Origin of the sequence: Nocardioides sp. AE5, from assembly GCF_031844485.1 — a bacterium.
Taxonomy (GTDB): Bacteria; Actinomycetota; Actinomycetes; order Propionibacteriales; family Nocardioidaceae; genus Nocardioides.
The window spans coordinates 263,375-288,098 of sequence record NZ_JAUZVI010000003.1 but is presented as its reverse complement, the minus strand read 5'-3'; the positions used below and the strand labels follow the sequence as shown (position 1 = coordinate 288,098).

General features: G+C 67.0%; 28 protein-coding genes. 20 read left to right on the top strand and 8 right to left on the bottom strand.

The window, feature by feature from the left end; translation table 11 throughout:
- The first annotated feature begins 201 nt into the window (after positions 1 to 201).
- From Q9R27_RS07150 to Q9R27_RS07125, 6 genes are all read left to right on the top strand, one after another.
- On the top strand, positions 202 to 1,710 hold the full coding sequence (locus Q9R27_RS07150) for a leucine-rich repeat protein (RefSeq protein WP_311251662.1): 1,509 nt from the start codon (positions 202 to 204) through the stop codon (positions 1,708 to 1,710).
- On the top strand, positions 1,710 to 2,351 hold the full coding sequence (locus Q9R27_RS07145; RefSeq protein ID WP_311251661.1) for a hypothetical protein: 642 nt from the start codon (positions 1,710 to 1,712) through the stop codon (positions 2,349 to 2,351). The genes Q9R27_RS07150 and Q9R27_RS07145 overlap by 1 nt, the downstream gene beginning before the upstream one ends.
- A 39-nt stretch (positions 2,352 to 2,390) precedes the next feature.
- The gene (locus tag Q9R27_RS07140; protein WP_311251660.1) at positions 2,391 to 2,915 is read left to right on the top strand and encodes a hypothetical protein; all 525 of its coding nucleotides are present in this window, start codon (positions 2,391 to 2,393) and stop codon (positions 2,913 to 2,915) included.
- Between the two features lie 365 nt (positions 2,916 to 3,280).
- Complete coding sequence (nhaA, locus tag Q9R27_RS07135) at positions 3,281 to 4,639, top strand: Na+/H+ antiporter NhaA (RefSeq protein WP_311251659.1); 1,359 nt, start codon at positions 3,281 to 3,283, stop codon at positions 4,637 to 4,639.
- Between the two features lie 391 nt (positions 4,640 to 5,030).
- On the top strand, positions 5,031 to 5,273 hold the full coding sequence (locus Q9R27_RS07130; RefSeq protein WP_311251658.1) for a hypothetical protein: 243 nt from the start codon (positions 5,031 to 5,033) through the stop codon (positions 5,271 to 5,273).
- Positions 5,274 to 5,327: 54 nt separating this feature from the next.
- Positions 5,328 to 5,735, top strand: coding sequence for a hypothetical protein (locus tag Q9R27_RS07125; protein ID WP_311251657.1), 408 nt, complete (start codon positions 5,328 to 5,330; stop codon positions 5,733 to 5,735).
- 75 nt (positions 5,736 to 5,810) lie between these two features.
- On the opposite strand, the gene Q9R27_RS07120 is transcribed toward Q9R27_RS07125, so the two are convergent.
- Entirely contained in the window at positions 5,811 to 7,088 is a 1,278-nt protein-coding gene (locus Q9R27_RS07120; RefSeq protein WP_311251656.1) for an amidohydrolase, read from the bottom strand.
- A gap of 76 nt (positions 7,089 to 7,164) precedes the next feature.
- Here Q9R27_RS07120 and Q9R27_RS07115 point away from each other — a divergent pair, with 76 nt between their 5' ends.
- The 4 genes from Q9R27_RS07115 to Q9R27_RS07100 are packed head-to-tail and all read left to right on the top strand — an operon-like array spanning position 7,165 to position 10,467.
- On the top strand, positions 7,165 to 7,830 hold the full coding sequence (locus Q9R27_RS07115; RefSeq protein ID WP_311251655.1) for a histidine phosphatase family protein: 666 nt from the start codon (positions 7,165 to 7,167) through the stop codon (positions 7,828 to 7,830).
- Positions 7,831 to 7,879: 49 nt separating this feature from the next.
- Complete coding sequence (locus Q9R27_RS07110; RefSeq protein WP_311251654.1) at positions 7,880 to 8,989, top strand: carbohydrate kinase; 1,110 nt, start codon at positions 7,880 to 7,882, stop codon at positions 8,987 to 8,989.
- Positions 8,986 to 9,903 carry a pseudouridine-5'-phosphate glycosidase gene (locus tag Q9R27_RS07105; RefSeq protein WP_311251653.1) on the top strand — a complete coding sequence of 306 codons (918 nt, stop codon included), beginning with the start codon at positions 8,986 to 8,988 and terminating at the stop codon, positions 9,901 to 9,903. Before Q9R27_RS07110 ends, Q9R27_RS07105 begins: the two co-directional genes overlap by 4 nt.
- Positions 9,904 to 9,933: 30 nt before the next feature.
- The gene (locus Q9R27_RS07100) at positions 9,934 to 10,467 is read left to right on the top strand and encodes a hypothetical protein (protein WP_311251652.1); all 534 of its coding nucleotides are present in this window, start codon (positions 9,934 to 9,936) and stop codon (positions 10,465 to 10,467) included.
- Here the strand turns inward: Q9R27_RS07100 and Q9R27_RS07095 are convergent.
- The 3 genes from Q9R27_RS07095 to Q9R27_RS07085 form a co-directional block, all read right to left on the bottom strand.
- Entirely contained in the window at positions 10,464 to 10,808 is a 345-nt protein-coding gene (locus Q9R27_RS07095) for a DUF2200 domain-containing protein (protein ID WP_311251651.1), read from the bottom strand. The two genes, Q9R27_RS07100 and Q9R27_RS07095, sit on opposite strands and share 4 nt — an antisense overlap.
- A 36-nt stretch (positions 10,809 to 10,844) precedes the next feature.
- Positions 10,845 to 11,399 (bottom strand): hypothetical protein, encoded by a 555-nt coding sequence (locus tag Q9R27_RS07090; RefSeq protein ID WP_311251650.1) that lies wholly within the window; start codon positions 11,397 to 11,399, stop codon positions 10,845 to 10,847.
- Between the two features lie 76 nt (positions 11,400 to 11,475).
- Positions 11,476 to 11,826: a TraR/DksA C4-type zinc finger protein gene (locus Q9R27_RS07085; protein ID WP_311251649.1), complete on the bottom strand. Its 351-nt coding sequence runs from the start codon at positions 11,824 to 11,826 to the stop codon at positions 11,476 to 11,478.
- Positions 11,827 to 11,949: 123 nt separating this feature from the next.
- Between Q9R27_RS07085 and Q9R27_RS07080 the strand changes: the two genes are divergently transcribed.
- The gene (locus Q9R27_RS07080) at positions 11,950 to 12,528 is read left to right on the top strand and encodes a GNAT family N-acetyltransferase (RefSeq protein WP_311251648.1); all 579 of its coding nucleotides are present in this window, start codon (positions 11,950 to 11,952) and stop codon (positions 12,526 to 12,528) included.
- On the opposite strand, the gene Q9R27_RS07075 is transcribed toward Q9R27_RS07080, so the two are convergent.
- Positions 12,525 to 13,289, bottom strand: coding sequence for a crotonase/enoyl-CoA hydratase family protein (locus tag Q9R27_RS07075; protein WP_311251647.1), 765 nt, complete (start codon positions 13,287 to 13,289; stop codon positions 12,525 to 12,527). The genes Q9R27_RS07080 and Q9R27_RS07075 overlap by 4 nt on opposite strands.
- 95 nt (positions 13,290 to 13,384) lie before the next feature.
- Between Q9R27_RS07075 and Q9R27_RS07070 the strand changes: the two genes are divergently transcribed.
- Positions 13,385 to 14,302 (top strand): nitronate monooxygenase, encoded by a 918-nt coding sequence (locus Q9R27_RS07070; protein WP_311251646.1) that lies wholly within the window; start codon positions 13,385 to 13,387, stop codon positions 14,300 to 14,302.
- 3 nt (positions 14,303 to 14,305) lie between these two features.
- Here the strand turns inward: Q9R27_RS07070 and Q9R27_RS07065 are convergent, their stop codons facing one another.
- From Q9R27_RS07065 to Q9R27_RS07055, 3 genes are all read right to left on the bottom strand, one after another.
- Complete coding sequence (locus Q9R27_RS07065; protein ID WP_311251645.1) at positions 14,306 to 14,644, bottom strand: DUF1801 domain-containing protein; 339 nt, start codon at positions 14,642 to 14,644, stop codon at positions 14,306 to 14,308.
- 123 nt (positions 14,645 to 14,767) lie between these two features.
- On the bottom strand, positions 14,768 to 15,868 hold the full coding sequence (locus tag Q9R27_RS07060) for an LLM class flavin-dependent oxidoreductase (RefSeq protein WP_311251644.1): 1,101 nt from the start codon (positions 15,866 to 15,868) through the stop codon (positions 14,768 to 14,770).
- Positions 15,869 to 15,939: 71 nt separating this feature from the next.
- Positions 15,940 to 16,449 carry a flavin reductase family protein gene (locus tag Q9R27_RS07055; protein ID WP_311251643.1) on the bottom strand — a complete coding sequence of 170 codons (510 nt, stop codon included), beginning with the start codon at positions 16,447 to 16,449 and terminating at the stop codon, positions 15,940 to 15,942.
- A gap of 124 nt (positions 16,450 to 16,573) precedes the next feature.
- On the opposite strand from Q9R27_RS07055, the gene Q9R27_RS07050 reads away from it, so the two are divergent.
- The 8 genes from Q9R27_RS07050 (at position 16,574) to Q9R27_RS07015 (ending at position 24,724) form a co-directional block, all read left to right on the top strand.
- On the top strand, positions 16,574 to 17,308 hold the full coding sequence (locus tag Q9R27_RS07050; RefSeq protein WP_311251642.1) for an SDR family oxidoreductase: 735 nt from the start codon (positions 16,574 to 16,576) through the stop codon (positions 17,306 to 17,308).
- Positions 17,309 to 17,419: 111 nt separating this feature from the next.
- Positions 17,420 to 18,580 carry an ABC transporter substrate-binding protein gene (locus Q9R27_RS07045; RefSeq protein ID WP_311251641.1) on the top strand — a complete coding sequence of 387 codons (1,161 nt, stop codon included), beginning with the start codon at positions 17,420 to 17,422 and terminating at the stop codon, positions 18,578 to 18,580.
- A gap of 31 nt (positions 18,581 to 18,611) precedes the next feature.
- A complete protein-coding gene (locus tag Q9R27_RS07040) occupies positions 18,612 to 19,475 on the top strand; it encodes a branched-chain amino acid ABC transporter permease (RefSeq protein WP_311251640.1) in 864 nt (287 codons plus the stop codon).
- Positions 19,475 to 21,466, top strand: a complete 1,992-nt coding sequence (locus Q9R27_RS07035; protein WP_311251639.1) for a branched-chain amino acid ABC transporter ATP-binding protein/permease — start codon at positions 19,475 to 19,477, stop codon at positions 21,464 to 21,466. Before Q9R27_RS07040 ends, Q9R27_RS07035 begins: the two co-directional genes overlap by 1 nt.
- Positions 21,459 to 22,205 carry an ABC transporter ATP-binding protein gene (locus Q9R27_RS07030; protein ID WP_311251638.1) on the top strand — a complete coding sequence of 249 codons (747 nt, stop codon included), beginning with the start codon at positions 21,459 to 21,461 and terminating at the stop codon, positions 22,203 to 22,205. Before Q9R27_RS07035 ends, Q9R27_RS07030 begins: the two co-directional genes overlap by 8 nt.
- A complete protein-coding gene (locus tag Q9R27_RS07025; protein WP_311251637.1) occupies positions 22,202 to 23,137 on the top strand; it encodes an SDR family NAD(P)-dependent oxidoreductase in 936 nt (311 codons plus the stop codon). Before Q9R27_RS07030 ends, Q9R27_RS07025 begins: the two co-directional genes overlap by 4 nt.
- An 88-nt stretch (positions 23,138 to 23,225) precedes the next feature.
- Entirely contained in the window at positions 23,226 to 23,573 is a 348-nt protein-coding gene (locus Q9R27_RS07020; protein WP_311251636.1) for an OB-fold domain-containing protein, read from the top strand.
- Positions 23,570 to 24,724 (top strand): thiolase family protein, encoded by a 1,155-nt coding sequence (locus tag Q9R27_RS07015; RefSeq protein WP_311251635.1) that lies wholly within the window; start codon positions 23,570 to 23,572, stop codon positions 24,722 to 24,724. Before Q9R27_RS07020 ends, Q9R27_RS07015 begins: the two co-directional genes overlap by 4 nt.

Below are 24,724 nucleotides of genomic sequence, written 5' to 3'. Positions count from 1 at the left end.
TATGGCTCCGGTCTGACGCCAAGCCTAGCGTTGACCACACTTGCTATGCCCATGCCGTCCACGAGAGAACACATGCCAATACACCATTCTGCTAGAAGATCGCCACTGCCCGCTCTCGCCGCGGGCGTCTCCCTACTGATTCTGTCTGCTCTCGGAACGGCCACGCCCGCGTATGCGGCCGATGAGGCGACCGTCGACGGTGTGACCTATGAGCTCATAGACGCCGCAAATCCTTCGCAGGGGGCTTCTGCCACGGACTACGACCAGGATGCGAACCCCGAGCACCCCCACCTCGCGCTTGCCTCGGAGGTGGAGATCGACGGCCAGACGGTGACGGTAGTCGAGGTGGGACAGAACGCATTCCGAGACTCAGACATCACGTCGGTCACCGTGCCGGGTTCAGTCGTCTCGGTGGGACCGTACGCCTTCGCGTACAACGCGGATCTGGCATCCGTCGACCTCTCCGAGGGACTCGAACTCATCGGCACCGGCGCCTTCAGAGGTGGGGCACTGGTGGAGGTCGACCTTCCCTCCTCGCTCTCCCGGATCAACCCCCAGGCGTTCTTCGACAACGCCCTGACCGATATCGTCATTCCTTCGCTGGTGGACACCTTGACCATCGGTGTCTTCGGGCGCAATGCGCTGACACACCTCGATGTGCCGGCGCACGTCACAAAGATCCGAGAGAGAGCTTTCGCGGAGAACGACCTCACGCTTGTCTCCCTTCCCGAGACGCTCGCCGAGATGGGTGAGGGAGTCTTTACGGGCAACCCCGTTCTGGGAACGGTTGTCTTCTTCGGCCCGGAGCCTGCTCTCGTCAACCAGGGCACCACGACTCCCGGCGACGGCAACCCTATCGCGATCGACACCGAGACCAACCCGACGATCCGGTTCCCTTGGCGCCACCGCGAAGACCAGGCGACCTCCGGCGGGTTCACCACACCCCAGTGGTGGGGCTTCGACAGTTTGCCCGTGGCGACGGTCACCTTTCTCACGTGGGATTCACACATCCACGCCACCCGATTCGTGCCGCTCGACCAGGCCGGAGCCGCCGCCCCCTGGGGCACGGTACCCGCGTGGAACATGCCCGCAGATCCCATCCGCGATGGCCACGAGTTCACGTTCTGGCATGATCTCGGCTCCGTCTGGTCGCCCGGTGACCCCGTAGTCGGCGATCTCATCCTGAGCGGCAATTGGGTCGACCTGACCTGGGTGCAGAGCATCATCCTCACTGCGACGCCAGAGGAGGTTACGGTGGACGAAGCAGTGACACTCTCTGCGGAGGGTTTCAACAGCAACGGCGACTCCCTGGGCGACATCACCGATGAGATCGCCTTTGATGTTCCGGGCGACAGCACGATCGTGCTTGACGGGACACAAGTGACCTTCGCAGAAGCGGGAACTTACACGATCACCGGACGCCATGCCGTCACCGAACGTCCGGTGTCATTGGAAATCGAGGTGCGACCGGCATCGACGAATCTCCCCGAAGACGAGGACGACGATGCCACCGTCCCCGACAACGAACAGGCCACTGATGTCCACAATGAGGCAACTCCCACCGAGGATGCTGAGCACCAGACGCTTCCCGCAACGGGCACGGAGATCGCCCCCTGGACAGCAGCAGTAGGAGTGCTCGCACTCGTCCTCGGGTCGTTGCTCGTCATCGCCAGTCGGCGCAAACGCCAAGTACAGGCGCTGAAGCCGTGATGAAGCTAACGATCATGACAGGAGCGGTTGCCGCTGTTCTCCCACTCTCCGGGTGCGCCTCAAGCGGCCCAAGCACGAGCGAGCTGCTCGAGTCGGGAAATACCGATCAATCTGCTGAGACCTTTCAGGACCGTGCTCCCGGCGCCTCGACTGACTACCTAGATGAACTCTTCTCCGAGAGCTTGCACGACGGTGTGGCCCCGGCAGCCCCAGGAACCGCATACATCGAGGTCGCAGGCGAGCGGTTCGAGTTCGGGAGCGTCCAGTGCGACATTTCAGATCAAACCAGCCGAGGAATTTTCTCACTCAGCGCCAGCGATGATGCCAGCGGCACCGGGCACCAGTTCTATCTCAGCCGTGAAATCGGACCTGACATCGGCTTCAACTGGGAAAACGAATACATCCAGCTTGCGCTCCTAACCACGCCTGCCCGCGGTGACACCCCCGAGCGGTTCAGCAACTCGATGGCACAGCATGGACGAGACGAAGGTGACCCACCCGCATGGGACTGGGGTAACGGCACGTCTCCGCTGGTACGTGTCGTCGGCGACGAGGCAACTGCGATGGGTACGTTGGAGGGCATTCTGCTCGCACCTGATCCGCTAGAGGGCGACTTCGTTGCTGCCGCGACTTGTCCCTGACCACGCAGAACTATCTCCCCCGCGAACTTAGGAGAAAGCATGAAGAAGTTCCATATCGGACTGTCGAGCCTCGCCGCAACTGCACTGATACTCACAGGCTGCTCGTCGGCTCCAGATGATTCCAGCCAATCCGAAGTCAACCAGGAGTCGCCTACCAGTACCCAGGGAAACACGCCAGAGAGTAACGAACCGGCTCAATCGCTTGGCACCGTCCGGGTCAACCAGGCCGTCACTTACTCAATCACTGAACTCCGAAACTGCGAGCCATTGAACGATGGCACCATCGAGCGCGAACTGGAACTTCAAGGCTTCGGACAGTACGAAGGCGAGCGAATCCAGATCGACGTCTACAAGCAAATGGTGGCCGGCAACGCAGGCAACGAAGTCTCCTGGTCCGGCCCTGAGGGCGTCTTCGGAAGTTCGACCATCGCCGCAATCACCTGGGGGCCAGACGGTGCCAGCGTGCTCGGATCATCAGAGTTGGTTGACAGCATGACGCAGACGGAGAGACTCATGATCAGCTTCGATCTGCAAGTTCCCACCGAAACGGTCGCCTGCCGATAGGCATCTCTTTCGGTCAACAGAGCAACCCGGCAGACTCGAGGTGGCCTGATCAGTCTCAGTACCTGTCAAGAAGTCGTCTTGGGGAGTCGGGTTCGGCTGCCAGGGCGGCCTGCAGCACCCGCAGGGTCTGCATGATGGCGTTCCCCGGCCCCACTCAGCAATCGGGAAGCGCTCACCCATCAGCAGGTTGGACGACCTGGCTGGGCATCACAACCAGACCAGAAAGCGCAGTCGCAGAACCACTGGTTCTCGGGTTGCCGCTCCTGGCGGCGGCTCTCGTCGTGATGGTGGTCGAGGGTAGACTGTGAATGGCGTGTCGGGAAGTCTGGTCGACGGTTCTGCTGTCGACCGTTCCCGGAGGTTTCATGCCCAAGCCCACTCCTCATCCTGCTCATTCACCTCGCCAGTCGGTGTTCCCCGGCCGCGGGAGCTATCGGGAAGCTGCGCGCATCGGCGAGGTGCTCCGCAAGGAGACCGTCGGCGGGATGCTGCTGGTCGCACTCGCTGCGATCGCCATCGTATGGGCGAACTCGCCCTGGGCGGCAAGCTACTTCGCGGTGCGGGACTTCCGCATCGGATACGCGCCCTGGCATCTGGAACTGAGCCTGGGCGGGTGGGCAGCGGACGGACTGCTGGCGATCTTCTTCTTCCTCGTCGGGCTCGAACTCAAACGCGAGTTCGTTGCCGGCGACCTCCGCCAGATCCGCACCGCAGTGGTGCCGATCGCCGCAGCGGTCGGCGGAGTGGCTGTCCCGGCGCTTATCTACCTCGCCGTCATTGGCAATGATCCGGGGCTCCGCGGCGGGTGGGCGATCCCGACCGCCACCGATATCGCGTTCGCGGTCGCAGTGCTGGCTCTGATCGGCTCGCACCTGCCCAGCCCGTTGCGGATCTTCCTGCTCACCCTCGCTGTGGTTGACGATCTGATCGCGATCGGAATCATCGCCCTGTTCTACACCGACACCATCGACCTGCTCCCGCTGCTTTTCGCGCTCGTCACGATCATCGTCTATGGGCTGATCGCGCAACTCTCCCGCCGGTTCTTCGGTCTGCACCCGGCCGCTCCTTGGCTGATCCTGCTCCCCGTCGGCCTCGTGGCATGGGCGTTCATGCACGCCTCCGGCATTCACGCCACCATCGCGGGGGTGCTCCTGGGATTCACTATTCCCGTCCTTCACCACAAGTCCGACCGCGCCGATAGTGCGGGGCCCGGCCTTGCGGAACAGTTCGAGCACCGCTTCCGGCCGTTGTCTGCGGGGTTTGCGGTGCCATTGTTCGCGTTCTTCTCCGCAGGCGTCGCCGTCGGCGGGCTCGACGGGTTCGCCTCCGCGCTCACCGATCCGCTCACGGTCGGAATCGTCGCTGCGCTCGTGCTCGGAAAGCCCATCGGTATCCTCACCACGACCTGGCTGGTGAGCAAGACACTCCGCATCCGCCTCGATTTGGCGCTGCGCTGGGTTGACCTCACCGGAGTCGGTCTGCTCGCCGGCATCGGGTTCACCGTGTCGCTTCTGGTCGCCGAACTTTCTTTCGCCCCCGGCAGCCCGGAGTATGACCACGCCAAAGTCGCGGTGCTCGCCGCTTCCATCATCGCTGCCGGGCTGGCAGCCATCGTCCTGACCGTGAGAAATCGCGGCTACCGAAGGATCAGCGAACAAGACACAATCGACGCCGATGGCGACGGCATCCCCGACGTGTACCAACAGGCTGATGCCGGGCACTAACTGCTCGTGCACACTATCGCGACGGCTTGATCGGTGTTCTCGGATCGCGGACGTCACGCATCCCCATTGGCGACCACCGACAAGAAGGCACCCGGGTTCGGAGCTTCGCTGGCTTCCGGCATGACGGGTCTGCGGAGCTCAGCCGACCTGGCGCCGGTGCCTCGTCTTCGTCAACGAGGTCGTCGGTGATGTAGTGGTCAATATGACGCCAGCTCTCGTCGTTTGCGTGCACATGCTGACCGTAGAAGCGGACGTCGATCAGTCCGTGGGAGTCGGGTCACGGCCCCGGTTGGGCACTGACGGGGATCAGGCCACCGCGCCTACGTTGGACGCACGCGCTCGCTCAGGTCCGTCGTACACCACTCTGCTGGGCTCTACTGCGTCCGGTCAGGTGCCCTATCAGTACTCGTACTTCAACGACCAGTTCCGACGGCGGGTGAAGACCACCGGGGCCACGATGCGGATCCCGCGTGAGCCGGGCGAGCAGATCGAGGTCGACTGGACCGGTGACCCGATGACGTTCGCGGCCCCTGTGACCGGGCAGCCACAGCGGGGGTGGCTGTTCGTGGCCGCGTTGCCGTTCAGCGCCTACACCTATGTCAAGGCGTTCGCCGACATGAAACTCCCGGCGTAGATCGACGCGGATGTTCATGCCTTCGAAGCGTTCGGTGGTGCCGGACGGCTGCTGGTGCCGGACAACCTGCGCACCGGCGTGAGCCGTGCGGATCGTTACGAGCCGGCACTCAACCCGGCCTATGCTCAACTAGCCGAGCACTACGGGACCGCGGTCATCCCCGCCAGAGTCACGCGGCCACGGGACAAACCGGTCGTGAAAGGCCGCCTCCGGTTCGTGGCCAACCAGATCGCCGCAAGGTTGCGCAACCGCAGGTTCGTCGGGCTGGTGGAGTGGAACGAGGCCATCTTCGATGAGGTCGACCAGATCAACGCGCGTGGCTTCCAGAAACGTGAGGACTCGCGTGAGGTCGTGTTCGAACGGACGGGAAACCGCTGCTGGTCCCGTTGCCGACAGCCATCGGCCACGAGCTCGCCAATCTCCAGCAGGTGCCGCCTCGCCGCCAGGAAAACCGCCAGCTGAACCACCCAGTTTCGCGGGCATCTTGACTTGAGGCACTACGCCACACCGCGAGTTCGAGGAGTAGCCGGGGATCGCCTACGGGGTCGAGGTCGGCGTGCCCAGCCACGCCAGGGCCGCGACGACGAGCGCCTCGATGTCGAGGGCCGGCTGGATCACGGGCGTGAAGTGGGCGGAGCGGTTGACCGGGATATCAGAGTCGATGCGCCCGGCCGCCTCGGCCGTGCGCCAGGCATCAGGGTCGACACCGCCGATCCCCCAATAGGTGTAGGGCAGGCCGAAGGCACGCGGCAGGTCGCTGAAGTCCTCGCTCGCGCTCTGCAGCGCAAGCTCGCCGGCACGCTCGCCGAAGTGTTCTGCGAAGGCTGTCGAGACGCGCTCGGTGACGATCGGGTCGTTCTCGGTGCTGGGGAAGCGGTCGAAGAGTTCGAACTCTGGCGGCGCCGGCGTACCCGAGGCGGCGCACTCGGCGGTGACGATGCGCTTGATCGCCTCCAGGACAGTGGTCCGGGTCTGCTCGGAATAGCTGCGCACGTTGAGTGCCAACGTCGCATGGTCGGGGATGACGTTGCTCTTGGTGCCGGCCTGGAGGCTGCCGACGGTGAGCACCGCTGGCTCGCCAGGGGCGACTTCACGGGCGACGACGGTCTGCAGGCGCAACACGATCGAGGCCGCCAGCACGACGGGGTCGACGGCCGCCTGCGGCATAGACCCGTGGGCGCCGCGGCCGTGGAGGGTGATTCGCATGCTGTCGGCGGCGGAGAGGACCGCCCCGGAGCGGGTGCCGACGGTGCCGGCCGGCAGCGGGAGCACGTGTTGGCACAGGGCCACGTCAAGCTCACCCGCCGCGGTGGTGACCAGGTCGACGAGGCCATCCTCGACCATGCCTGCGGCACCATCACCGGTCTCCTCAGCGGGCTGGAAGACGGCGACCAGGGTGCCGCTCCATTCCTGCGGCGCGGCCGTCAGCAGGGCGACGGCGCCGAGCAGGCACGCCACGTGTACGTCGTGCCCGCAGGAGTGCATCACCGGCACGTCGCCGTCGTCCGTGGTGGCGACCTCGGTGCTCGCATAGGGCAACGACGTCGCCTCACGCACCGGCAGTGCGTCCATGTCGGCGCGGAGCAGGACCCCGGCGCCTTCACCGTTGCGCACGATGGCAACGACCCCGGTGCCGCCGACGCCCTCGTGGACCTCGGCTCCGAGCTCACGCAGTCTGACGGCGACATTGGCAGCCGTCCTGTGCTCGGCGTGTGAGAGCTCCGGGTGAGCGTGCAGATCGCGGTAGAACTCCTCTTGCCATGCCCGGACCTGGCTCAGGCCGGTGAGGACCGCGGTGGGCGATGCAGTGCTCATGGCGCATGACTGTAGGCCGCGGGAAGGTTGGAGCCCGGTGCACCCGTGGCCACGATCCACCTCGTAGGCTCTCGGTGTGCGCCTGATCCTGATCCGCCATGGCCAGACCCCCCACAACGTGACCGGGGCCCTCGACACGGGCTTCCCCGGGGCCGGACTGACGCCGCTCGGCGAGACCCAGGCCGCCGCGGTCCCCCGCGCCCTAGAGGCGGACCTGGCCGGCATCTACGCCTCGCGCCTGGTCCGCACCCAGTTGACCGCCGGGCCACTGGCCGAACACCGCGGCCTCGACGTACGCATCACGCCGGGAATCGAAGAGGTCGCGGCAGGCGAACTGGAACTCCGCTCCGACAAGGACGCTGTCCATTCCTACGCCGAAACCCTGGTCACCTGGATGCACGGCGACCTGGCACGCAGGATGCCCGGCGGCCCCTCCGGACACGAGTTCTACGACGGGTACGACGCGGCGTTGCGCACCATTGCCGAAGGGCATGCCGACGACGACACGGTAGCCGTCTTCAGCCACGGTGCCGCGATCCGCGTCTACACCTCACTCGCCGCCCGCCTCGACCCGAACGAGTCGACGAAGCTGTGGATGATGAACACCGGGATGGGCGTCCTCGAGGGCGATCCGGATGCCGGCTGGGAACTGACCACGTGGAGCCCGGAGCCCCTCGGCGGGGAAGCGCTGACGGATGCGAGCGCGCACGACGTCACCGGTGAGGCCGCCGACGAGGCCTGACCTGACCATCGCTTGCTTACTATCATAAAGGTAGCTTATCTTAGCAAGCATGGAACTCACGGACCGCGAGCAGGAGATCGTTGCGCTGCTCCGCCGCGACCCACTGGCGTCCTCCGAGGCCATCGCCCGGGCGCTCGGCAGCACCCGCCAGGCGGTCAACGTGCACCTGTCGAACCTGGGCAAGAAGGGCGTCATCCTCGGACGCGGCTACATCCTGAGTGACCAGCCGGCAGTGGTGGTGATCGGCGGGGCCAACATCGACGTCAAGGCACACAGCCTCGCCCCCGCCAGCCAGGGAACCAGCAATCCCGGCCGCGGCGAGATGACGCCCGGCGGCGTGGGCCGCAACATCGCCGAGAACCTTGCTCGCCTCGGCACCCGCACCCACCTGGTCGCCAACGTGGGCACCGATCCGATCGGTGACGGCCTGCTCGCCGCCACCTCCGCGGCCGGCGTCCACGTCGAGCACGTACGACGTACCGCGACCGCCACCGGGACCTACACCGCAATCCTCGACGCCGACGGCGAACTCGTGATCGCCGTCGCCGACATGGCGGCCAGCGACGAGATGGGCCCCGAGGCCGTCGAGGCCGCGCGCGACCTGATCGGCCACGCGAGCCACGTCGTCCTGGACGGCAACCTCGCCGCGCCAACCCTGGCCCGGGCCCTCGACCTGTGCCACGAGGCCGGCACCCGGATCGTGGTGGAACCGGTCAGCGTCGCCAAGGCCCGCCTCCTCTCCCCCGCCCTCGTCGCGGACCGCCCCGTCTTCGCGGTCACCCCGAACGCCGACGAACTCACCGCACTGACCGACCTGCCCGCACGCACCGATCGCCAACTCCTCAAGGCCGCAGCCCAACTCCACGACCGCGGCGTCGAGCACGTCTGGGTCCGCCTCGGCGGGCGCGGGTCGCTGCTCTCCAGCACCGGGAGCCACGTCTTCCTCGACGCCCACCCGATCGACGTCGTCGACGTCACCGGCGCCGGCGATGCCGCCCTGGCCGCCTTCGTCCATGCCCTGCTCGACGGCAAGGAACCCGTCGAAGCAGCGGCCTGGGCCCACGTCGCAGCAGCCCTGACCATCAACAGCCCGCACACCGTCCGCCCCGACCTGACCGCCCGCCTGGTCACCCAGACCGCCACCGGAGGAACCCGATGACACACCCCATGCTCCGCCTCACCGACGAGGTCCACGACGCGCTGGCCGACGGCCGCCCCGTGGTCGCCCTGGAGTCCACCATCATCAGCCACGGCATGCCCTACCCGGAAAACGTCGCCATGGCCAACGAGGTGGAGCAGATCATCCGCGACAACGGTGCCGTGCCTGCGACCATCGCGATCCTGGACGGCGTCCCCCGGGTCGGCCTGGACGCCGACGGACTGGAACTGCTCGGTTCCGACGACAACATCACCAAGGTCAGCGTCCGCGATCTCCCGTACGTCGTGGCGCAGGGCCTGCACGGCGCGACCACCGTGGCCTCCACGATGCGCCTGGCTGCCCTGGCCGGGATCCGCGTCTTCGTCACCGGCGGCCTGGGCGGCGTACACCGCGGCGCCGAGCAGTCGATGGACGTCAGCGCCGACCTGACCGAACTCGGCACCACTGATGTCGCCGTGGTCTCGGCCGGCGTGAAGAGCATCCTGGACATCGGCCTGACCCTGGAGAAGCTGGAGACCCTCGGCGTCCCCGTCGTCGCCTATGGCACCGATGAGTTCCCGTCCTTCTTCTCCCGCTCCAGCGGCTTCGCTGCTCCGATGCGCCTGGACACGCCGGCAGAGGTGGCCGGCCTGATGCGCGCGAAGTGGGACCTGGGCATCCACGGCGGAGTCGTCCTGGCGAACCCGATCCCGGCCGCGGACGAGATCCCCGCTGCGGAGATCGACGGCGTGATCAGCCAGGCCCTGCATGACATGGAGGGCGAGGGCATCCACGGCAAGGACGCCACACCGTACCTGCTGAACCGGATTGTGGAGATCTCCCAGGGTGCCAGCCTCACCGCCAACATCGCGCTGGTCCGCAACAACGCCGTCCTCGGCGCGGCCGTTGCCCGGGAGTACGCCGCCGCACGGTGACCGGGGCGCGATCCGTGACAGGGTGGCCCCGTGCAGACGGACGCGTTGATCAGGACCTGGCTCCTCGAGGTCCTCGCCGACGGCCCGGCGACCGCACTGGAAGTCGCCAGGGCCGTGTGGTCACGCCACGAGGACGAGATCCGCGACGTGGGTGACCTGCTCTTCACGTGGCAACTCGACCTGCGTCGTTGTGCCGAGGCGCTGATCTCCGGGGGCGACCTGGCAGTGCTCGCGTCGGGCAAGTGGGCCGCACCGGACGGATCGACGCCACCCACCCGGCGTACCTGGGCCGAAGCGGAGATCGCAGTGGCGGTGGAGCGCTACCTGGACGCCCTCGTCGACGAACACGCCGGCAAGGCCGTGCACCAGCGGAGGCTGGTGTCGGACCTGGTGGGGCTCACCAGCCACGGCGAGGATCGCGTGCACCAGTTGCTGTGCAACATCACCACGGTGGTGGGTGAGCACGACATCGCTCCACTCACGGGGTTCCCGCCGCGCTCCAACGTGCCGGTCGGCGTACGACCCGCGGTGGCGCAGGCATTGGAGCGCTTGCGGACGCACTAGACCGGCGTGCGCAACACCTTCTCCAACGCCTTGCCCCGGGCCAGTTCGTCGACCAACTTGTCGAGCCAGCGGATCTGCTGCATCAGCGGATCCTCCACCTCCTCGACCCGTACGCCGCAGACCACTCCGGTGATCAGCGATGCTGCGGGGTTGACCCGAGCAGCGGCGAAGAACTGTTCGAACGTGGTCTCGTCGGCGAGGTGCTGTTCGAGTTCGGCCCGATCGAAGCCGGTCAGCCAGCAGATCACCTCATCGACTTCTTCCCTGGAACGCCCCTTCTTCTCCGCCTTCGCCACATAGTGCGGATAGACGGAAGCGAAGCTGGCACGAAAGATCCTCACGTCACCCAGTCTCCCACCGCATGGTTGGCCAGCCGATCACGACATCTTCGTGACCGTCAGGCTCAGGTTGGCGTCGTCGGAGAAGAGGACGAGGACCGAGTGCGTGCCGTTGCTGAGCGTCCACCGCTCGGAGGAGTCGCTACCGAAGGGACCGCCGACCTTGTAGCCCGCGGCCTCCGCTTGCTGGACCATCTGCTCCACTTCCGCCTTGCTCACCCCGTCATAGTTCAGCGACCATCCGCCACCGACCTGGTCGCCGCCACTGCCGACGGTCACCACGGAGGTCGGCGCCCGGTCAGGCAGCGGCAGGTCGTCGGGCAACCCGTCGGGCAACTTGGTCCCGACGCTGACGTCGCCCATCTCGACGTCTTCATCACCGCTGTCTGCAGCGCCGCCCTCGTCCGGGGCGTCGTCGCCCTCATCGACCGAGCCGCCCTGCTGGCCCGTCTGCCCCTGCTCCTGCTCCTGGGCGGGCTCGTCATCACCGGAACATCCCGTGAGCAGCAGGCCGCACAGCGCCAGCGGCACTCCCGCCCGGACCGTGAGGGCGCGGAGGATCGACGTACGTTTTCCGGACGGCAGGTGGTTCATGGTGACTCCTGGCTATGTCGACACTGGTGTCCGTCTTGCGACATTACGCCTGATTCGCGCGTATCGCACTACTTCTTCACCCAGCGCTGGCGCAGGCGATACAGGTGCGTGCAACCGGTCTGGCGTCCAGACGACCCGGGGCGATCTCGCTCCCGCAGCGCTCGCAGAGCCCATAGGTCCCCTCCTCCACCCTGCGCAGGGCAGCCTCGATCTCCTCGAGTTGTTGCGCGGCCTGCCGGACGAGTGAGCCGACCTGCGAGCGCTCGAACGCGATCGTCGCTCCCTCCGGGTCATGCTCGTCGTCGGCGTTCGTGTCCTTGGAGGCCGCGATCACCTCGGCGTAGTCCTCGCTCAGGCTGGCCAGCCGGGTGAGCGTCTCACGGCGTACCTGTTCGAGGCGGGCGGCGGCGTGTTCGGGGCTGATCATGGGACGGCAACCTGGGCGGTGGGGCGGACGAGCAGTGGTTGATGACGGCACATGACGCCGAATCTAGGCTTCGCGGAGCCCACTCCAGTCGCGCATGTCGGTCACATGCGATAGCAAGGAGCCATGGAGTTCGAGGTGCACCCGCTGACGCCCGGTCGGTTCGAGGACTTCGCCGACGTGGTCAATCCCAATCGGCGCTCGACGCACTGCTGGTGCCTGTCCCACCGCATCTCCGCGGGTGAGATCCGCGAACTCGGCGGGGAGAGCCGGGAGCAGGCGATGCGCTGCTTGTCCGAGCGCGATCCCGCGCCTGGCGTGATCGGCTATGCCGACGGCGTTCCGGTCGGATGGTGCTCGATCTCGCCACGCACCGCGATCCCACGCCTCGAGGCGTCGAAGCTGATCCGGCCGGTCGATGACGTCCCCGTGTGGAGCATCATCTGCACTGTGATCCGCGGCGGTCACCGACGGCGGGGTTACACCAGGCCCCTGCTCGAGGGGGCAGTCGCCCACGCCGCTGCCCAGGGTGCGGTTGCCGTCGAAGCGCACCCTGTCGACCCCGATGGCAGGATGGACCTGACGATGGCGTTCGTCGGAACGCGAGCCATGTTCGAGGCCGTCGGGTTCGACGTCATCGGTACCACCGACGCACAGGCGAGCAAGATGCCGCGCCTGGTGATGCGTCGTAGCCTCCCGGGCTAACCGTCGAACTCTCCGTGCCTGCCCGCGCCCTGGGCGAACCGTCCCGCGCCGCCGAGCCCGTCAGCCTTGAGGGATTCCACCCCCACCCCCAGTTCGAAACCCATGGCCTCGGGCTCGGTCAGCCCGCGCTGCTCGAGCACCGAGCGGCGGTCGTTGCGCAGGCAGGTTTGCGGGAAGGCCGCGATCTCACGGGCGAGCGCCTCGGCCGCGTCGCGCGCCTGGCCCGGCTCGACCATCCGGTTGGCCAGCCCGATGTCCATCGCCTCGCCAGCCGCCACCGGACGCCCGGTCAGGATGAGGTCCATCGCCCGGCTCGTCCCGATCAGGCGCGGCAACCGCACCGTGCCACCATCGATCAGCGGCACGCCCCACCGGCGGCAGAAGACTCCGAGCGTCGCATCCGAGGCCACCACGCGAAGGTCGCACCAGAGCGCCAGCTCCAGCCCGCCGGCGACGGCGTACCCCTCGATCGCGGCGATCACCGGCTTGGTGAGCTGCATCCGGGTCGGCCCCATCGGCCCGTCCCCGTCGGGGCTGACCACGTTGCTTGCCTCCGTCCCGACGGCCTTCAGGTCCGCGCCGGCGCAGAAGTTGCCGCCGGTGCCCCACAGCACCGCGACGTCGGCGGCGGGGTCCGCGTCGAAGGCCCGGAACGCCTCGGCCAGGGCTGCTGCCATCTCGCCGTCGACTGCGTTGCGTCGCTCGGGGCGGTCCATGATCACGGTGCTGACCCGGTCACGGGTCTCGATGTGCACGGGCACGGTTCCTCCTGGTGGTCTGCGAGTGCGGCCAGTCTGGCCAGCGGTTGCGGCGTGGCGCAAGGAGCGTCCGTCGCGGTTGGCCATACTCGGGTGGCATGACCAACCGCGTGCAGCAACTGCTCGGCATCGAGATCCCGATCGTGCAGGCTCCGATGACGTTCATCGCCAATGCCGACCTGGCCGTCGCCGTCTCCGCGGCAGGAGGCATGGGCGTGCTGGAGACGCTCTCCCCGCAAGGACGCGAGGACCTGGCCCGGATCCACCATCTGACCGATCGCCCGGTCGGCGCCAACCTGATGATCCAGGGGTGGAAGCAGGACCCCTCGATCGTGGAGACGATCGCGCAGTCGCCGGTGAAGTACGTCGCCACCTCGGCCGGGGACCCGGCACTCTTCACCGATCGTCTCCACGACGCGGGCCTCACCGTCTTCCATGTGGTCGGCTCCCTGCGCGCGGCGCAGAAGGCGATCGACGCAGGTGTCGACGGCCTGGTCGTCGAGGGAGTCGAGGGCGGTGGGTTCAAGGGAGCCCTGGGCGCCTCCACCATGGTGCTGCTCCCGCTGATCGCCTCACGGACTGACCTGCCGCTGATCGCCGCCGGCGGCATCTGCGATGCGGCCTCCATGGCCGCGGCGTTCGTGCTCGGAGCCGAAGGTGTCCAGATGGGCACGCGGATGCTTGCCACCACCGAGTCCGTCGTACACACGAACTTCAAGGACGCCATCACCGCGGCAGGCGATGATGCGACCGTGCTCGTCACCCCCGGCTCTCAGGTGACGATGCGGGTGCTGCGCAATGCCATCACCACCGCCATCGAGGCCGGCGAGGAGTCGGGGAACGTGCTGGAGCGGATCACCGACCTCTACTTCAACGGCGAGATGGATGCCAGTGTCGCGAACACCGGTCAGGTCTCCGCTCGCATCGACACGATCGTGCCGGTCGCACAGGTGATCAGTGAGATGTGGTCCGGGTGCACCGCGGCGCTCAACGCCGCGCGCGCCCGGCTGGGGTGAGGCTCAGCCGCGGTTGAGCGCCACCGCGTCCTTGACCAGCTGCACGAATGCGTCCTCGTCGAGCGCGTCGGACTCCTTGAGGTCCACGGCCCGGCGCGTGCCGGCGTCCAAGCTCGCGTTGAACACCCCCTGCGGATCCGTCAGGGAGGCCCCCTTGGCGAAGGTGACCTTGACCTTGTCCTTGTAGGTCTCCACCGTCGCGACCAGCCCGTCACAGGAGAACGTCGGGACGCCGTCCGGGTTGGTCGGCTTGCGCCACTTGGTCTCCTCGACCATCGCCGGGTCGCCAGAGGCGATCAGGGAGCGGAGCCGGTCCACGCGTTCAGTTCGCCAGTCGGTCATCTGCCGACCCTAGCCCACACGAACGCTCACTCGTTGCGCCGCGAAAGCTCAGTCGTTGTCGCCGGGACAACAACAATTGAGCTCTCGAGCGTCAACGAGTGAGCGTTCGTGGGTTTGGCGTGGTCAGTCGATCCCGAGGGCTACCTTTGCCAGGCGCTCGCGCCGGGCCATGTGCTGGTTGGCCTGGAACTGTGGCATCACATAGCGGGCGAAGAGCTCGAGCGATCGGTTCCACCTGTCGGTGGTCACCCAGTCACGGGAGTTGATCAGGAAGGTGCCGAACTCCCCGACCTCTTCGCGGAGCTCGTTGATCTGCTGGACGCAGTCCTCCGGGCTGCCGATGATCCACGGGATGTTCTCTGCCATCCACTCGAAGGAGAGCTGCTCGTCGGGGAAGTCGGGGTCGAGCTTCATCAACGCCCCGAGGCCGAGACCGAGGAGGTAGTCGTAGGAACGCTTCACGCCTTCACGGATCTCGGCGAAGGCCTGCTCCTTGCTGTCGGAGACGTAGACCTCGCGGCTCACCCGCCAGTTCGCCAGGGCAGCGGCCTCGTCCAGGCCGGCCTCCCTTGCCCCCGCGAGCATCGCATCGCGGTGGCCGACCAGGTCCGGCGCTGCGTTGCTGTGGATCGGTGCGAAGTAGACACTGAGCGGAATCCAGCCGCGGTTGCCGCACTTCTCGAAGTTGTGCGTGCCGGTCAGCCCGGCCACTCCGAAGGGCGGCACCATCTGGTACGGCCCCACCTGCAGCTGACGGTCCTCGTAGTGCCAGAAGGTGCCCTGGTGGGTCACCGGTTCATCCGAGGTCAGCAGCTTCCAGATGATCTCGAGCGATTCGTTGGTCCGTGGGGTTGCCTCATCGGGGGCCATCTGGAACAACGCCTTGTCCGTGGGCAGGCCACCGCCGCCGAAGCCATAGATCAACCGGCCGCGGGTGAGGTGGTCCAGGAAGGCAAGCCGTTCGGCGACCAGGAAGGGATCCTGGTAGGGCAGGTTGACCACGCCCGTGCCGAGACGGATCTTCGTGGTCACCGCCGACGCCTTGGCGATCATGAACTCGGGGATCGGCACGTTTTCGTAGCCACCGGTGTGGTGCTCACCGATCCAGAACTCATCGAAGCCGAGCTTCTCCGCAAGGACGATCTCGTCGATGTCCCGGTCATAGGACAGGGTCCAGTTCTCCCGAGGGGGGTGCTCGGGCATGGTGAAGATTCCAAACTTCATGGATATTCCTTCCGAATCAGCATTGGTTGGGTCCGGCATTGGGTTGGTTTCGACAAGCTTCAGGCTCTGCTTCAGGCCGTGCCTTGCACACTGACGAGCGCACGGAAGCGACTCCGGTGGAACACGAGGGGCTCGACACTGACGTTGCCGAGGAGTTCGTGCACCCGGAGCAGGACGATGGCGTGGTCCCCGGCCGGGACCACGGTGTGGATTCCGCAGTTCAGCCAGGCCGTCGCCCCCTCGATCAGCACCGCTCCGTCCGCGGTCACGTCCCACGCCACGCCGTCGAAGCGGTCACCTTCGGGGCTCGCCAGGGAACGACAGGCATGGCCCTGCGCCTGGGACAGCACACTGACGCCGAGGCGATGCTGGGATCGCAACTTGCGCCAGGTCTGGGAAGTCACCTGCATGCAGACGGAGACCAGCGGCGGGTCCAGCGACACGGCCGTGAACGAACTGGCCGCCATCCCGACTGGCTCGCCGTCAATCAGTGCGCTGACCGCGGTGACACCACTCGGGAAGCACCCGAAGACCTCCTTGAGCCGGACTCCGTTGACTGGTTCTCCATCAAGCTTGATCACATGTGCTCCAAGGTGTGACGGGGGTCATATCGAGTGGAACGTAAGCAACCATACAGTCGGTTATGGTGAAGGTGTCAAGGGTCACACACGACCCACCTGAATCGATTCGGACCGGAGCGACTCCATGACCATCCTCGTGACCGGCGGTTCCTCAGGCATCGGCCGCGCCATAGCCATCCACTGGGCATCACGCGGCCACGACGTGATCGTGAACTACCACGCCAACGACGACGCCGCCCATGCCACGCGCGAACAGATCGAGGAGTGCGGCCAGCGCGCCTTCCTCGTCAAGGCAGACCTCGCCACCCCCGAGGGCATCCAGGCCCTCATCGCGGCCGCCCGGGAGCATGCGGACCACCTGAGCCTCTACGCACATTGCGCAGCCCTGGCCGTGACGGGCGGCGCGCTCACTGTGGCCCCAGAAGAGTTGTCCGCCGCGATCGCCGTGAACGGAACCTCCCTGATCCCGATCACACAGGGTGTCCTGCCCCTGCTCCGCCGGGGCTCCAGCGTGATCTACCTGAGCAGCCAGGGTGCCACCAGGGTGATCAAGTCCTACGTCGCACTTGGCCCGCCCAAGTCGCTGGGCGAGGCGCTGATCCGTTATCTGGCGGTCGAACTGGCACCGCTCGGCGTACGGGCGAACACAGTCGCAGCAGGAGCCTTGGACACCCCTGCCTTCCGGACCATGTTCGGCGAAGTTGCACAACGGCGACTCGACGCCGCTGCCGCCGCCAACCCCAGTGGCCGCCGGCTTGATTTCACGGACGTGATTGCTGCCGTCGAACTGCTGACCGCACCAGATGCATCCATGGTCCAGGGGCAGACCCTGATGGTCGACGGCGGCACATCACTATGACCCCGCTCGACCACATGGCAAGGATTGTGACCCTTGACACGACGCCACGGAACCTATTCCATGTACCTCATTCCAAACCGTTCGTTTGGTTATAAACCCAGGAGATGCATCGTGGCGAAGAAGAGAATCGTGGCGGCAGTCACCACTGCGCTGTTGCTCGCAGGCGGCCTGACCGCATGTGGCAGTTCCAGCGAGGGCAGCGAAGGCGGGCTCTCGGTCAAGGCTGGCGTCATCGGACCGAAGACCAGTCCGGCATCGCAGTACTGGATCGAACTCGAGCGCGGGATCGAACTGGCACTGGATGAGGCCGAGGAGCGGTACGGCGTCACCTTCGACCTCGTCAAGCGCGACGACAAGGGCGAGCCCGAGACCGGAGCGCGCCTGATCCAGGAGCTGTTGAACCAGGAGCAGGTCGACGTGATCTTCGGCCCGTCCCTCTCCGGGGTCGCTCTCCAGGTGGCGCCCGTGATCCAGCGCGCTGGCCGTCCGTGGATGACCGGTATCCCCACCGCCGACGAGATCATCGACTACTCCAGCCAGCCCAACTGGGGCTTCCGCACCAACTACAACAACGCCCAGAACATCGAGGCCGTCGCCAACGTCGCCTTCGGTGAGGGCAAGACCGTCGGCATGATCTATGGCACGGACGGCTTCGGTCAGGCCGGCTACGACGCGGTCAGCTCCTACGCCGAGGCCAACGGGCTCGACCTGGTGCGGGCAGAGGGCGTGGACCCCGGCGCCACGTCGATGACGGCACAGGTCAACACGCTCAAGGGTGCCGGCGTCGACACAGTCATCGTCTGGTTCACCACCGGTGCGGACCACGCCACGATGATGCGGAGCATGGCCCAGGTCGACTACGACCCCGAGGTGGTGGCGACCGCAACCATCCTCGATCCAGCCTTCGTCGAGCTCTCCAAGCCCCAGGAGTGGGACAACACCGTCTTCGCCGCACCGATCGACTTCGAGTCGCCCGAACTGGTCGCCCTCACGGAGCGCTATGTGGAGGAGTACGGCGAGCAGCCGCTCATCCTGACCGCGGTCTGGTCCCTCTATGCAGCGACGCTGACGTACGCCGCAGCAGTCGCGGAGGCCGGTGACTCCAACGACTACGCCGCCGTCCGCGATGCCATCGAGGCGCTGGAGTCCATCGAGGTCCTGGGCCAGGAGTTCGACGCACCGTTCAGCCAGGACGACCACGAGTTGTTCACCCCGGAGGACTGGATCTCCTACCAGTTCGACGAGTCGGGCACGGTCGTCAAGGCCGACTGACCCGACGACACCGATCCCCTGAGGAGAATCCATGGACTCCGTCCTCGTCGGCTTGACGCTCGGCGGACTGTACGGTCTGGTCGCACTCGCCTTCGTGCTCACCTTCCAGACCACCAGGACCCTGAACTTCGCCCTCGGTGAGTTCATCACCGCCGGAGGATTCCTCTTCCTGGCCATCGTTGCGCTCGATGTCCCGGCCTGGTTGGCAGTGGCCCTCGCCGTGGTCCTGATCGGCCTGCTGGGCACTGTCGTCGAGCGGACTGTCGTGCGGCCCTTCAACTCGGGGCCGCACGACATCCGGTGGCTGCTCACCACGGCTGGCCTGTCCCTGATCATGCTCGACCTGCTGCGCAACTCCCAGGGCTCGGGCACGAAGGCACTCAACGGGATCGGCTTCGATGGCTTCACCTCGATCGCGGGGACCAAAGTCAGCACCCAGTTCCTGCTGATCCTGGTCGTCGCGATCGGGGTGACCCTGGCGCTCACCTGGTTCACCATGCGGACCACTCTGGGCACCATCTTTCGCGCGGTGGCCGAGGATCGTGAGACCGCTTCCCTGATGGGCCTCAATCCCGGCCTCGTCGCCCTGGGCGCCTATGCCATCGCGATGACCATCGCAGCCGCGGCGGGCATCATGTACAGCTCCGAGGTCGGCCTCTCCATCAGCACCGGCCAGGGGCTCCTGGTCGCCGGGTTCGCTGCCGCGATCCTGGGCGGTCTGGACAGCATTCCCGGTGCGCTCGCCGGCGGCATCATCTATGGGGTTGCCACCGTCGTGGCCACCGACTGGCTGGGCACCGCCGTCGGTGGCGTCATCGGCCTCGTGGTCACCGTCATCGTGCTTGCCGTCCGTCCCCAGGGCCTTCTGGGCCGCGTCGTCATGGAGAAGGTCTGATGCCCGACACCACGATCACCCTGCGCAGGAGCCTGCTGCGCAAGGACATCCTCGTCCTGGTCATTGCCCTCGCCGTCGCGGCGTTCGCCATCGTCCCCGGGCTGGGCGGCGACCCCCTGACCATCTCCCGCAGCCAGTCGATGGGGGCAATCGCCGTCGCACTGGTAGCTGCCTGTGGGCTGAACCTGCTTGCCGGCTATGCGGGCCTCGTCTCCCTGGGGCAGGGAGCCTTCGTCGCCATCGGCGCCTACGTGAGTGCATGGGCCCTGCTGGAGACCGGTCTCCCCTGGCCCGTCTCCCTGGTGGTCGCCATCGGCGCCTCTGCCGCTGCCGGTGCGGTGCTGTCGCTCGCGGCCGCACGGCTGTCCGGCCCCCAGGTCGCCATGATCACCCTCGCCTTTGCGGTGATGGTCCATCGGATCTTCGTCGAACTGGAGATGTTCGGGAGGTTGGCCGGCTATCCCAACGTCTCGAACCACGACACCTCCCTGCTCGAGCCGGTCACGATCGGCGGCACTGTCCTGGAACCCCCACTCTTCGCCGGGACCGGCCCCTTGGTCATGCTCCTGGTCGGCGCGCTGGCAGTCCTCTCGTTCGTCGCCTATCGCAACCTGGCCGAGTCCGCGTGGGGCCGGAGCCTCCGTGCCCTCGCCACGAACGAGATCGTCGCCTCCCACATCGGGATCAACCCGCGACGCCGCAAGACCGCCGTCTTCACGGTCGCCGCGGCGTTCGGCGGCATGGCCGGCACCATGCAGACCCAGTTGCAGGCCCACCTGCAGCCCGAGTCGTTCACCTTCACCCTCAGCCTCAGCCTGATCATCATGGTGATCCTGGGCGGTTCCGGTCGCCTCTATGGCCCCGTGGTCGGCGTACTGGTGCTGATGACGCTCGAACATTCCCATGCCATGCAGGGCATCGTGGAGTTCCAGCAGGAGAACTTGAGCGACACCTGGTTCCTCTCCGACGAGGGCCTCACCGGCCTGCTGCTGATCCTGACGCTGGTCTTCCTGCCCAGCGGCCTGGCCGGCGGCGCCCAGCAACTGTGGCACCGCTGGCGGGCAGCCCGCACGCCTGCCGCCGCCACGAGCGGAGACGAGCCTGCGCTCGACATCGACGAGGCGCCCATCGACGAGGCGCCCATCGAATCGGTCCGCCAGCAGGTGCAGGGCTCCAGTGAGCACCACGCCCATGCCGAGGTGATGCGCCTGACCGGGGTGACCCACAGCTTCGCCGGGCTGAAGGCGGTCGACGACATGCAGCTGTCCGTTCGGTCGGGGACCATCCATGCGCTGGTCGGCCCCAACGGGGCCGGGAAGACGACCTTGGTCAACCTGATCACGGGCGTCTACCCGCTCCAGGGCGCCTCACGTGTCGAGATCCGCGGGGCCGATGCCACCGGCCTGGCTCCCCACGCCATCTACCAGCTCGGGGTGGCTCGCACCTTCCAGACTCCGCAGCTCTTCCACGGCGAGAGCGCCCTGGTCAACGTGATGGCGGGCCTGGACGCCAAGCTCGGCGAGTCATTCCTGGCCACCCTGCTGCGCCTGCCCAAGGTACGCCGACTCGAAGCGCAGGCACGAGAGCGCGCCATGGGCCTGCTGGGCACACTCGGCATCGAGGAGCACGCTGACGTCCCAGCCGGGGAACTCCCCTACGGCCTGCAACGGTCCGTCGAACTCGCCCGTGCACTGGCCAGCGATCCCGAGTTCCTCATCCTGGACGAGCCGGCCGCCGGGCTCAACCCCTCCGAGACCTATCAACTGGGCACCACCCTGGAAGCCATTGCCGCCACCGGAGTCGCCATCTTGCTGGTCGAGCACGACATGAGCCTGGTGATCCGCGTCGCCGACGAGGTCACCTGCATGGAGCGCGGAGCACGGATCTATCACGGCGACGCTGCTGGCCTGCAACAGGACGAACGGGTGCTGGCCGCCTATCTCGGCGCGGGCCACGTCACCATCGAGGGCAAGGGGAACCAGAATGCTTGAGGCCAGGGACGTCGTCAGCGGCTATGGCTCGGTCAGCGTCCTGCACGGCGTCGACCTGGAACTCGACCGTGAGGAGATCGTCGCGGTGGTCGGGGCCAACGGCGCGGGGAAGAGCACCCTGGCCCGCACGTTGGCGGGCCTGCTCCCCCTGCGCTCGGGCAACATCATCCTGGACGACACCCAGGTCGGAGCAAGCAGTTCACACTCACGGGCCAGGCATGGCCTGATCATGGTCCCCGAGGGACGACGGCTCTTTGCCGGCCTGACCGTTCGCGAGAACATCAACCTGGGCCGCTCCGCAGTCGGCAAGCGAGGCAGCGATCCCGAGCCTGCCGACGTCCTCGGCGACATCTTCCCCATCATCAAGGAACGGGAGAACCAACGGGCCGGCCTGCTCTCGGGCGGTGAGCAGCAACAGGTGGCCCTGGCGCGGGCCCTGGCCGGTCGCCCCCGGTATCTCCTGCTCGATGAGCCGTCACTCGGGCTCAGCCCCGCCCTGACCACGCAACTGTTCGAGACCATCGCACGTATCCGCGAGCACCTCCCGGTGGGCATCCTGCTGGTCGAGCAGATGGTGGACCGGGCCCTGGCCCTGGCTGACCGGGCGTACGTCGTGGAGCGGGGCCGCGTCGTACTGTCAGGCACAGCAGCGGACGTCGCTGCCTCACCCGAGGTGCAGCGCGCCTATCTCGGTGGAGCAGGCAGTGCACCTGCCAGCGACGGACCGGCCGCTCCATGACCGCGCTCCCCCTGTCCGGGCAGGTCGCCCTCGTCACCGGTGCCGGCCGCGGGCTGGGGCGATCCCATGCCCTTCACCTGTCCTCCCTGGGCGCTGCCGTGGTGGTCAACGACCTCGAGGTCAGCACCTCCGGCGGCAAGGTCACGGAGTCAGCAGCAGCTGAGGTCGTCGCACTGATCGAGGAACGCGGCGGACGGGCGCTCCACGACGGTGGGGACTGCTCCAGCTTCGACGTTGCCGAACACATGGTTGCCAACGCCGTCGCCACCTTCGGGCGCCTGGACATCCTCGTCAACAACGCAGGCATCCTCCGCGACCGGATGGTCTTCAACCTGGACGCTGCCGAGTGGGACGACGTGATCAGGGTCCATCTGCGCGGACACGCTGCCCCGCTGCGCGCAGCTGCCCGGCACTGGCGATCACTCAACGAGGCGCCGGGCCGCGCCCCCTGCGGACGCGTCGTCAACACGGTCAGCGAATCGGGCCTGTACGGCAATGCAGGACAGACCAACTACTCCGCAGCCAAGGCCGGGATTGCCGCCCTGACCCAGGCCGCGGCCCGGGAACTCATCCGCCATGGCGTGACCGTGAATGCCATGGCACCCCGGGCGCGGACCAGGATGGTCGAACACACCTGGGGAGCCAGCGCGGACGGGACCGGAGCCTTTGGCGCCTACCGTCCCGAGCACGTCTCCGCATTCCTCGGATGGCTCGTCAGCGATCGGGCGAGTTCCGTGACCGGACAGGTCTTCACTGTCTTCGGCAACACCATCCAGTTGATGCAGGGATGGCCCCCGGCCTCGTCGATCACCTACCAGGGCGAGCCGTCGACTGCCGCGATCGATCGTGCATGCGACGTCCTGTTCGCCACCCGGGAACGCCGACTGGCCCCCTTTCCCTACGACCCATCGCTTGGCATGGCGCAGCAATGACACCCAACGCCGACTTCCTTGCCATCCCGACGTTACCAACCTATTGTTTGGTTATCTCATTGACCGGCACTGCACAGGAGTGAGACCGATGACCGATCCCCGCCCACGCGTCCAGGGAACACCACCGGAGGTGGTCGGCGTGGCCTGCACCGCGTGCCACCACCCGATGCCGACCCCCCGCCCCGCCTGTGCCGCCTGTGGCGGTCCGGTCGCCGAGGCGCGCTTTGGTCCCGCTGGCGTCATCTGGTCATCGACAGTGGTCCGGATCCCGGTGGGAGACCGACAACCGCCGTACGCGCTGGCCTACGTCGACCTCGAGGACGGCCCCAGGGTGCTCGCCCACGTCGCCGGCGCAGTGGAAGCGCCGGCGGTGGGCAGCGCCGTAGAACTCGTTGCACCTGTCGATGGTGACGTGACCGTGGAGGTGATCGCGTGAGCACCTGGATCAGTGGGGTAGGCACCTCGAACTTCGGCAAGCAGCCCGATCTCTCCCCTGCCGAACTCGCCTGGCAGGCGATCGGCGAGGCGCTGAGCGACGCTGAACTGGCATCCGGAGCACGCCCCGGGATCGACGCGGTCTATGTCGGCAGCGTCTTCGGTGAGCCAGGTGTTGCGGTGCGGGTGCTCCAGGGACATGCCATCACCGGCGTACCCGTGATCACCGTGGAGAACGCCTGCGCCAGCGGCACGTCCGCCCTGCACGAGGCTGCCGTCGCCCTCACCTCGGGCCGATATGAGCAGGTGCTGGTGCTCGGGGTCGAGCAGATGACCCCGTTGTTCAACGGGCCGATCATCCCCCAGCAATCCGACACCGAGGGTCGCACCGGCCTCGCGATGCCGAGCATGTATGCCATGGAAGCCAGCCGCTGGCTCTACGAGGGGCGCACCACCCTCGAGCAACTCGCCGCCGTCTCGGTGAAGAACCACCGCCACGCCATGCACAACGACCGGGCACAGTATCGCGGCGAGTACACGATCGAGGAGGTCCTTGCCTCCCCGATGATCTCGGACCCGATCACCCTGCTCCAGTGCAGCCCGATCTCCGACGGCGCCGCGGCCGTGGTGATGTCCCGCAACCGCGTCAGCACGACCGATGTCGAACTGGTCGCCTCCGCACAACGCTCGGGCGGCCCGTGGGACCACCGTAGCGATGATGTCTGGGGCTATCGCCTGATCCACGACACAGCCCAGGATGTCTTCGAAGCAGCCGGCCTTGGCCCCGATGCCGTGGACCTGGCCGAGGTCCACGACGCATTCACCATCGGGGAGTTGACCACCACCGAGGCCCTTGGCCTCGCGCCGGCGGGAGAGGCCGGAGCACGGGCTGCATCCGGCGCCACCGCACTGGGAGGCGCCCTGCCGATCAACCCTTCAGGTGGGCTGCTCTCACGTGGTCATCCGCTTGGGGCGACCGGCGTGGCACAGGTCGCGGAGGTGGTCTGGCAGTTGCGCGGGGTGGCCGGAGGTCGTCAGGTGGACGGGGCCCGGGTCGGCCTGGTCGAGACAATGGGCGGCGGGGTCTCCGGCGTCGACGGGAACGCGTGCGTGGTGGCCCTGCTCCGTGGCCAGCACGGAGAGAGGAACTGA